The sequence below is a fragment of the Pseudomonas sp. TWI628 genome (assembly GCF_039673865.1).
In the GTDB taxonomy this organism is placed as follows: domain Bacteria; phylum Pseudomonadota; class Gammaproteobacteria; order Pseudomonadales; family Pseudomonadaceae; genus Aquipseudomonas.
In genome coordinates this window covers 1-338 of record NZ_JBDJMM010000078.1, presented here as the reverse complement: position 1 = coordinate 338, position 338 = coordinate 1, and the positions used below count along the sequence as shown (strand labels likewise).

The following is a 338-nucleotide window of genomic DNA, read 5'->3' as shown; positions in this document are numbered from 1 at the left end:
AGGCCAGACCACCCGCCTGCAACGCACCTCGCGCGGCCTGCCGAGCAGCCGTCAGGATGCCAAGGGCGAGTGGGTACGCTATGAGTACGACAAGGCCCTGCGCCTGACCGCGCTGGTCAACGAGAACAGTGCGACGTACCGCTTCGCCTACGACGCATCGGACCGCCTGAGCGAAGAAGTGCGGGTCGACAACCTGACCCGACGCTTTAGTTACGACGCTGGCGGGTATCTGGTCCGCCTGGACGAAATCGGCTACGGCGAAAACGGTGAGCGCCCCGAGCGCAGCACGCTGTTCGAACGCGATGCCATCGGCCGGTTGATGGCCAAGGTCAACCGCG

Annotated in this window: 1 pseudogene; it reads left to right on the top strand. The window is 65.4% G+C overall.

Annotated features, from left to right (window positions below):
• A pseudogene (locus tag ABE528_RS27385) lies at window positions 1-338 on the top strand (sugar-binding protein); the annotation flags it as partial.